4 protein-coding genes, 1 tRNA gene and 1 CRISPR repeat array are annotated in these 7,972 nt (G+C 38.5%); of the genes, 3 read left to right on the top strand and 2 right to left on the bottom strand.

What is annotated here, in order from left to right; translation table 11 throughout:
• Positions 1–37: 37 nt before the first annotated feature.
• Positions 38–2,720: direct repeats of the CRISPR family, unit length 37 nt; unit sequence CTTCCAGAGATATCCATTGAAAAACTAGGATTGAAAC.
• 211 nt (positions 2,721–2,931) lie between these two features.
• Positions 2,932–4,170, bottom strand: coding sequence for a site-specific integrase (locus RM553_RS18970; protein ID WP_311536542.1), 1,239 nt, complete (start codon positions 4,168–4,170; stop codon positions 2,932–2,934).
• A 258-nt stretch (positions 4,171–4,428) separates the two neighbouring features.
• Positions 4,429–4,513: transfer RNA gene (locus RM553_RS18965), tRNA-Ser, on the bottom strand.
• Between the two features lie 226 nt (positions 4,514–4,739).
• Here RM553_RS18965 and namA point away from each other — a divergent pair.
• From namA to RM553_RS18950, 3 genes are all read left to right on the top strand, one after another.
• A complete protein-coding gene (gene namA / locus RM553_RS18960; protein WP_311536541.1) occupies positions 4,740–5,807 on the top strand; it encodes an NADPH dehydrogenase NamA in 1,068 nt (355 codons plus the stop codon).
• Positions 5,808–5,855: 48 nt separating this feature from the next.
• Positions 5,856–6,560 carry an SGNH/GDSL hydrolase family protein gene (locus tag RM553_RS18955; protein ID WP_311536540.1) on the top strand — a complete coding sequence of 235 codons (705 nt, stop codon included), beginning with the start codon at positions 5,856–5,858 and terminating at the stop codon, positions 6,558–6,560.
• A gap of 164 nt (positions 6,561–6,724) precedes the next feature.
• On the top strand, positions 6,725–7,741 hold the full coding sequence (locus RM553_RS18950; RefSeq protein ID WP_311536539.1) for a M28 family metallopeptidase: 1,017 nt from the start codon (positions 6,725–6,727) through the stop codon (positions 7,739–7,741).
• The last annotated feature ends 231 nt before the right edge of the window (positions 7,742–7,972 follow it).

Raw genomic sequence — 7,972 nt, 5'->3', positions numbered from 1 at the left:
AGTACAAGGGCAACGAGTATGTTTTGCAAGGGGTTCACTTCCAGAGATATCCATTGAAAAACTAGGATTGAAACAATACTTCCGTACAAACTAATCTGGATGAATTTGCACTTCCAGAGATATCCATTGAAAAACTAGGATTGAAACTCTTCGTAATTGAAAGCGATACTGTCCTCTTCAATCTTCCAGAGATATCCATTGAAAAACTAGGATTGAAACAAACGCAGTACCTGAGCGAGCGGCACATGGCCAAGCTCTTCCAGAGATATCCATTGAAAAACTAGGATTGAAACGAAATCCGTAAGAGCTTCCTGCAAACTTTTGTAATCTTCCAGAGATATCCATTGAAAAACTAGGATTGAAACAAACTTACAGGTCTAGGATTGAACTTCCGGTTTGCCTTCCAGAGATATCCATTGAAAAACTAGGATTGAAACGTTGGTCTTTTGCTTCAATAAATGATTTTTCAGTTTCTTCCAGAGATATCCATTGAAAAACTAGGATTGAAACATTGCTTCAAATGCTATTTCATTTCATAATTTACAGATCTTCCAGAGATATCCATTGAAAAACTAGGATTGAAACTAAAGTCAGTAGTCGAATTAGAACCAACGGCTCAATCTTCCAGAGATATCCATTGAAAAACTAGGATTGAAACCCCAAACAAGAACATAAGAGTGGGGACATAGAATTACTTCCAGAGATATCCATTGAAAAACTAGGATTGAAACAAATCACTGAAAATGTAGGGTTTGAAATATTACAACTTCCAGAGATATCCATTGAAAAACTAGGATTGAAACTTGCAATTGATATTGACGAAAAAGATCAGCCGGAAAGCTTCCAGAGATATCCATTGAAAAACTAGGATTGAAACTAAATTTCAAATACCGAGATAAAAAAACATGGATGCTCTTCCAGAGATATCCATTGAAAAACTAGGATTGAAACATTATTGAAAATTAATTATTATGAAATTAGAATTGAAACTTCCAGAGATATCCATTGAAAAACTAGGATTGAAACATCATAGCCTCCATTTGCTCGTGAACCGGAAGACAACTTCCAGAGATATCCATTGAAAAACTAGGATTGAAACCCAACTCTCTGCCCTCCGGTAAGAACCAATATTAAACTTCCAGAGATATCCATTGAAAAACTAGGATTGAAACTGGGGGTGGTGATGATAGTGACATAAAAGACGTTATCTTCCAGAGATATCCATTGAAAAACTAGGATTGAAACACTCATAAAAAACCACTATGGGAAATAGCTAACTTCCTTCCAGAGATATCCATTGAAAAACTAGGATTGAAACAAAACAAAAGCCCTTATAATCTATTGCCTGAAAGCGCTTCCAGAGATATCCATTGAAAAACTAGGATTGAAACCAAGCCTGATCTATCGACAATAGATTTTGTTGCCGGCTTCCAGAGATATCCATTGAAAAACTAGGATTGAAACGTGTCGGGGTCTGTAGGAAGGTTGCTATTTGAAAGCTTCCAGAGATATCCATTGAAAAACTAGGATTGAAACCGAAATGTCTTATACCGATAACCCTATAGACTACCTTCCAGAGATATCCATTGAAAAACTAGGATTGAAACCATGAACGGTAAAATAATACCGACTATCCATGCCGGCTTCCAGAGATATCCATTGAAAAACTAGGATTGAAACCAAACTGAAAACCAACGGCTAAGGGAGTTAATATTACTTCCAGAGATATCCATTGAAAAACTAGGATTGAAACAACTCGTCATGCTCGCTGATACATACATCACTAAACTTCCAGAGATATCCATTGAAAAACTAGGATTGAAACTACATTGAGAACAACTTTGAAATAAATTAACATGCCCTTCCAGAGATATCCATTGAAAAACTAGGATTGAAACCTTTGGCCGAGTTAATAAGTCGACTTCAGACCTAGGACTTCCAGAGATATCCATTGAAAAACTAGGATTGAAACAAGAAATCCCTTAAACTAAAATCGCTCAATACATTTCTTCCAGAGATATCCATTGAAAAACTAGGATTGAAACATTCCCAGTACCTGCAGGCCCGGAAAATCCTTATTACTTCCAGAGATATCCATTGAAAAACTAGGATTGAAACCTTATCGAATGGCTGTGGCCTTCTGTGAAAAAACCACTTCCAGAGATATCCATTGAAAAACTAGGATTGAAACGCCGTTGCAACGGTAGCCCTACCTGCCGTTGCTGCACTTCCAGAGATATCCATTGAAAAACTAGGATTGAAACGGTGAAAAAACTGAAATAAACGAAATGGAAGCCCAGGCTTCCAGAGATATCCATCGAAAAACTAGGATTGAAACTCAGCAATTATTATAACAGCAATGGCAAACCAGAGCTTCCAGAGGTATCCACTGAAAAACTAGGATTGAAACATCCGCGGATCTCCTTTCCTATAGTTCCCCAGGATGCTTCCAGAGATATCCACCGAAAAACTAGGATTGAAACTGGCCGGGGATAAAGAACTGGCCGGGGATAAAGAACTGGCAAAGAATTCCGTGCGCTTCCAGAGAAATCCATTTAGAAATTAGGATTGAAACAGCCGAGACTGGAGGCTATTGTCTACCACATTTCTGCTTTCAGAGATATCCATTTAGAAACTAGGATTGAAACTTAATTGTGTCCTGATGTAAATTTTCAGCTCTAGCCTTCCAGAGGTATCCACTTAAAAACTAGGATTGAAACAGAAATCCATTACCAATAAGCGCTGCCTGATCCTTCTTCCAGAGATATCCATTTAGAAACTAGGATTGAAACATCATATCCATTTTTCTTCGCTTTCTCGCTCACCGTTTACGCCCAGCTTCTAGAGATATCCATTGAGGAATTAGAATTGAAGCTATTACATGTTATTAATTAAATTTTTTCCCCTTGTTACTCCCAAATAGATTAGGTCTTAAATATCTCCAGCCATAAAGTCCGAACCTAATCTGTTTTTCAATGCCGCCATATCATCACTAACTTTTCTATCTAAAATTTTTGCATAATGCTGAGTAGTTTGAAGATTTTTATGGCCAAGCATTTTACTCACGCTCTCAATTGGCACTCCATTAGACAAGGTTACCGTTGTGGCAAAAGTATGCCTGGCCAGATGGAACGTCAGGTTTTTATTAATACCACAAATATCTGCAATCTCTTTAAGGTATGCGTTTGTCTTCTGGTTGCTTAAAACCGGTAATAATCTCTCCTCACTTACCTCCGGATGCGTTGAATATTTTTCGAGTATTGCTTCTGCAGTTGGAAGTAGAGGAATACTGCTGCGTGTTTTTGTCTTGGTCCTTTTTGTTTTAATCCATTGGTTTCCATCAAACCCTGTTACGACTTCTTTTGCTGAAAGCTTCTCTACATCAGCATAAGAAAGTCCAGTAAAACAACAGAAAAGAAAAATATCCTTTACAAGACATAATCTTTGATTTTTTATCTCTTTTCCAACCATAACCTGCAGTTCTTCTTTTGTTAGAAATTCCCGGTCCACAACTTTTAATTTTCCTTTCCAGTTCAGGAACGGATCTTTAGTAATCCATTCATTTACGTGGGCAATTCTTATGATCTTCTTGAAATTGGTAATGTATTTGATGGCCGAATTATGTGCACAATTTCGTTCGGTCTTTAAGTAATATTCCAGACCGGAAATAAATTTATGGTCTACTTCATTTACAGGAATATCCTTGACTTTATACTCTTTTTTGATGTACTCCTCAACATGCTTTTTAGCTGTCCGGTACCTTTCAGCGGTGCCGGCAGCAAAATCTTTACCTATAAGCCGGTTCACACGGTCATTATGTTCCTGAAATATTTCAAGAAGCATTTTTACCTGGTCTTCATTTTCCTTGTCTTTGCCAAGATAAGTGTTGATTAAATCTTGTGCTGTGAAAGAATTGCCTTTTTCTAAAAGCTTTTGATGAGCTATATAGAGGTTATTTTCTACTTTAGAAAGATATCTATTTAAAATCTTTATATTTTGGGAATTTCCATTTGCCCTTCCAGCAGTGGAATTCCAGAACTCAGGTGAAATCTTCCTGTTAACGCTTGTGGTAGCACGCTTCCCTTTTATAGTCACCCTGAGGTAAATTGACGAGAGGGCATCGTTGCCTCTTCTTCTTAAATAGAAAATATGATAAAAATTTGAATCCATGGCTTCAGATTTTAATGTTAATATATCCCCTAAAGTAAGATATTTTACCTTATGCAAAAGGTTGCTAATAAGCTATTTAACAAATAATTTGTAGGATTATTCATCATAAAGGTGTCACTAAATTCTTCATCACAAATGACACCGAATTGGACACCGAATAGAATGATATCAAATGGTTTTATTTGATATTCCGGAAAATAAAAAAGCCCGAAAACCGTGCGTTTTCGGGCTTTTTGGTTCCATTTGGTGGAAAACCAGCGGAGAAAGAGGGATTCGAACCCCCGGAGGTGTGACCCTCAACAGTTTTCAAGACTGCCGCATTCGACCACTCTGCCATTTCTCCTGAGTGCCTCATCAGCTATTTGCTGAATGCGGGTGCAAATATAACACGCTTTTTAATTTCTGAAAAGTTTTCACGAACTTTTTTAAAGCTCCTTTTATTTATTTCTGAAAATGAGATTTTTACAACTTTATATCCTCTTGTGCGATTTTACAAAAAACATTAATTATCCATAAATACCGCTTCACTCCTGCTCTTTCTGTTATCTTTAGGCTAAAAAGAAAAATTAATGTCAGCATTGTTCACACCTTATAAAATAAAAGAAACAGAATTTAAAAACCGGCTTGTGGTTTCTCCAATGTGTATGTATAGTAGTGAAGATGGATTTGCCAATAACTGGCACATGGTACATCTGGGGAGCCGTGCCGTTGGAGGTGCCGGTTTACTCTTTACTGAAGCTATAGCTGTTTCTCCCGAAGGCAGGATTACCCCATGCGATTTGGGAATTTGGAAAGATGAGCATATTGTAAAACTGAAGGAAATAGTGGAATTTGCTACATCCCAGGGTGTGATTATGGGCACGCAGCTTGCCCATGCCGGCCGCAAAGCCAGTACTTCCCAGCCCTGGAAAGGAGGAAAACTTTTAGACGTAAACGCCGGAGGTTGGGAAACTTTTGCCCCCAGTCCAGTTCCTTTTAATGATGAAAACCCTCTTCCCAAGACATTGGACCCAGCCGGATTAAAAAAAGTTATTAAAGACTTTAAAGCAGCTGCGGCCCGTGCCCGTAAAGCCGGCTTTAAAGTTGTGGAAATTCACGCAGCTCATGGATACCTGCTGCACCAGTTCCTTTCTCCCCTCAGCAATTTCAGAAAAGACGGCTACGGCGGGGATTTTAATAACAGGATCCGGTTGCTTCTGGAAGTGGTGGAGGCTGTAAAAGAAGAATGGCCTGAAAATCTTCCTCTTTTTGTAAGAATTTCTGCAACTGATTGGGCTAAAGGCGGATGGAATGCAGAAGAATCTGTAGAACTGGCTAAACTTCTCAAAGAAAAAGGAGTAGATCTTATTGATTGCTCTTCCGGCGGATTAATTCCGAAGGTGAAAATTCCGGTTTCCAAAGCTTACCAGGTTCCGTTTGCTGAAAAAATTAAAGCTGAAGCCGCTATAGCTACGGGTGCAGTTGGACTAATAACTACTGCTGAAGAAGCTGAAGAAATCCTAAATAAAAAGCAGGCAGATCTTATTTTTATGGCAAGGGAATTTTTAAGGGAGCCATATTTTCCCTTCAAAGCCGCGCAGCTCCTTGGGGAGGACCTTTCGTGGCCTCCACAATATGAACGTGCCAAACCAAATTAAATAAACTTAGGTTTGGGAATTTCTAATCCTGAATTCAAAAATACAATTATGAAAAAACAACAATTAACTACTTTATTTCTACTGTTGGTAGGTTTTAGTTTATTTGCACAAAAAGAAGAATACAAAGAACTTATGAGTCAGGATTGGCCAAATCTGCAAAAATACCGGTCTTCAAACGAAGAGATCATCAAAAATGAAGATTATCCCAAAGTAGTATTTATGGGAAATTCTATTACTGAAGGTTGGGCAAATATGCACCCGAAATTCTTTTCTGAAAATAATTATGCCGGAAGGGGAATCAGCGGGCAAACCACTCCCCAAATGCTCATACGCTTCACTCCAGATGTTATAGATTTACAACCTGAAGCCGTGGTAATTCTTGCCGGTACTAATGACATCGCGGGAAATACCGGCTTTGCTTCAGTAAAAATGATCACCGACAATATTAAAGTCATGGCACAACTGGCAGAAGCTAATGGAATAAAAGTTATACTTAGCTCCATTCTTCCGTTGTACGATTACCCGTGGCGGCCCGGGCTGGAACCTATACAGAAAATTGCCAAAATCAACACCTGGATGGAAGAATACGCAGCGGAAAATGGGCATACTTATCTCAACTATTTTTCAGCCATGAAAAATGATCAGGAAGGCATGAAAGCAGCATATTCAGAAGACGGAGTGCATCCCACTTCCGCAGGATATGATATTATGGAACCCCTGGTTAAGGAGGCAATTCAAAGAGCACTTCAGTAAAACAAGACAGCTTCTCCGGCTATGGAACAAATTTTGCTTTTCCGCATACTGTTGCGATTGGCGCAAAAAAACTATCTTGCGGTAGCTAATTTTTTAAACCCCTTGCCGGGAATTTGTTAAACCAGCCTTTCCTGTATAATTTAAGGGAAGCAATAAAACTAATAATGAAAAAATTGTTTTTAATCGCCTTAACGGTGAATTTTCTAAGCTGTGGTACGCAGCAAAAAAATATTGAGAACGTTAATCCCATGGAGTATGCCAATACCATTACTCCCAACGATCTAAAGGAGCATCTTTACACCTTTGCCAGTGATGAATTTGAAGGCCGCGAAACCGGGGAACCGGGACAAAAGAAAGCTGCTCAGTACCTCAAGAATGAATATCAAAGCCTTGAAATTCCTGCCGCGCAGGGAAATGATGATTATTTCCAGGAAGTACCGTCGAGTTTCTTTCGTGGAGACATAAAAGATTCTGAAAACGTGGTGGCTTTTCTAAAAGGCAGCGAGAAACCAGACGAAATCGTGGTGATATCTTCACATTACGACCATGTGGGAATGGATGACGAAGGCAATGTTTTTAACGGTGCCGATGATGATGGCTCTGGTACCGTAGGCGTTCTTGAAATCGCAGAAGCTTTCGCCAAAGCTAAAGAGGATGGTTACACCCCTAAACGCTCCATTCTTTTCCTGAACAACACAGGTGAAGAAAAAGGACTTGTGGGCTCAAAATATTATACCGAGAATCCTGTTTTTCCCCTGGAAAACACTGTAGCCGATTTAAATATTGATATGATTGGACGTATAGACCCTGAACATGCCGGAAACGACAATTATATCTACCTTATTGGAAGCGATAAATTGAGTACAGAACTACACGAATTGAGTGAAATGGTAAATGAAAAATACATGAACCTGGATCTTGATTACAAATATAATGATGAAAACGACCCAAATCGTTTTTACTACAGAAGTGACCATTACAACTTCGCAAAACATAATGTGCCAATTATTTTCTACTTTAATGGTGTGCACGAAGATTATCATAAAATCACCGATACACCAGACAAGATTAATTATGAAGCGCTGGCAAAACGGGCCAAACTGGTTTTTCTTACCGCTTGGGAAATTGCCAATCGCGATCAACGCTTAATAGTGGATAAAGCTGAAGAAGACGTTGAATAAACCACACTCTTCTGAAAAAAATAAAAAGCCTCAGGAATTTCCATGAGGCTTTTTTATTGTTTAAAGATCCGGTTTGTAATTGACAATTTTCACAACAAAACTTATAGATCCCCTTTTACAAATCTTTTCTTCGTCCTAAAAAAGTGAGATTTTCAAAGAAGGGTTTTCAAATTCTCACATTTCCTCATTTTCAAATTTCCACATTTCCTCATTTTCAAATTTCCACATTTC

Source organism: Autumnicola tepida (genome assembly GCF_031846485.1).
GTDB classification, from domain to species: domain Bacteria; phylum Bacteroidota; class Bacteroidia; order Flavobacteriales; family Flavobacteriaceae; genus Autumnicola; species Autumnicola tepida.
This window is presented reverse-complemented; position numbering and strand designations above follow the sequence as displayed.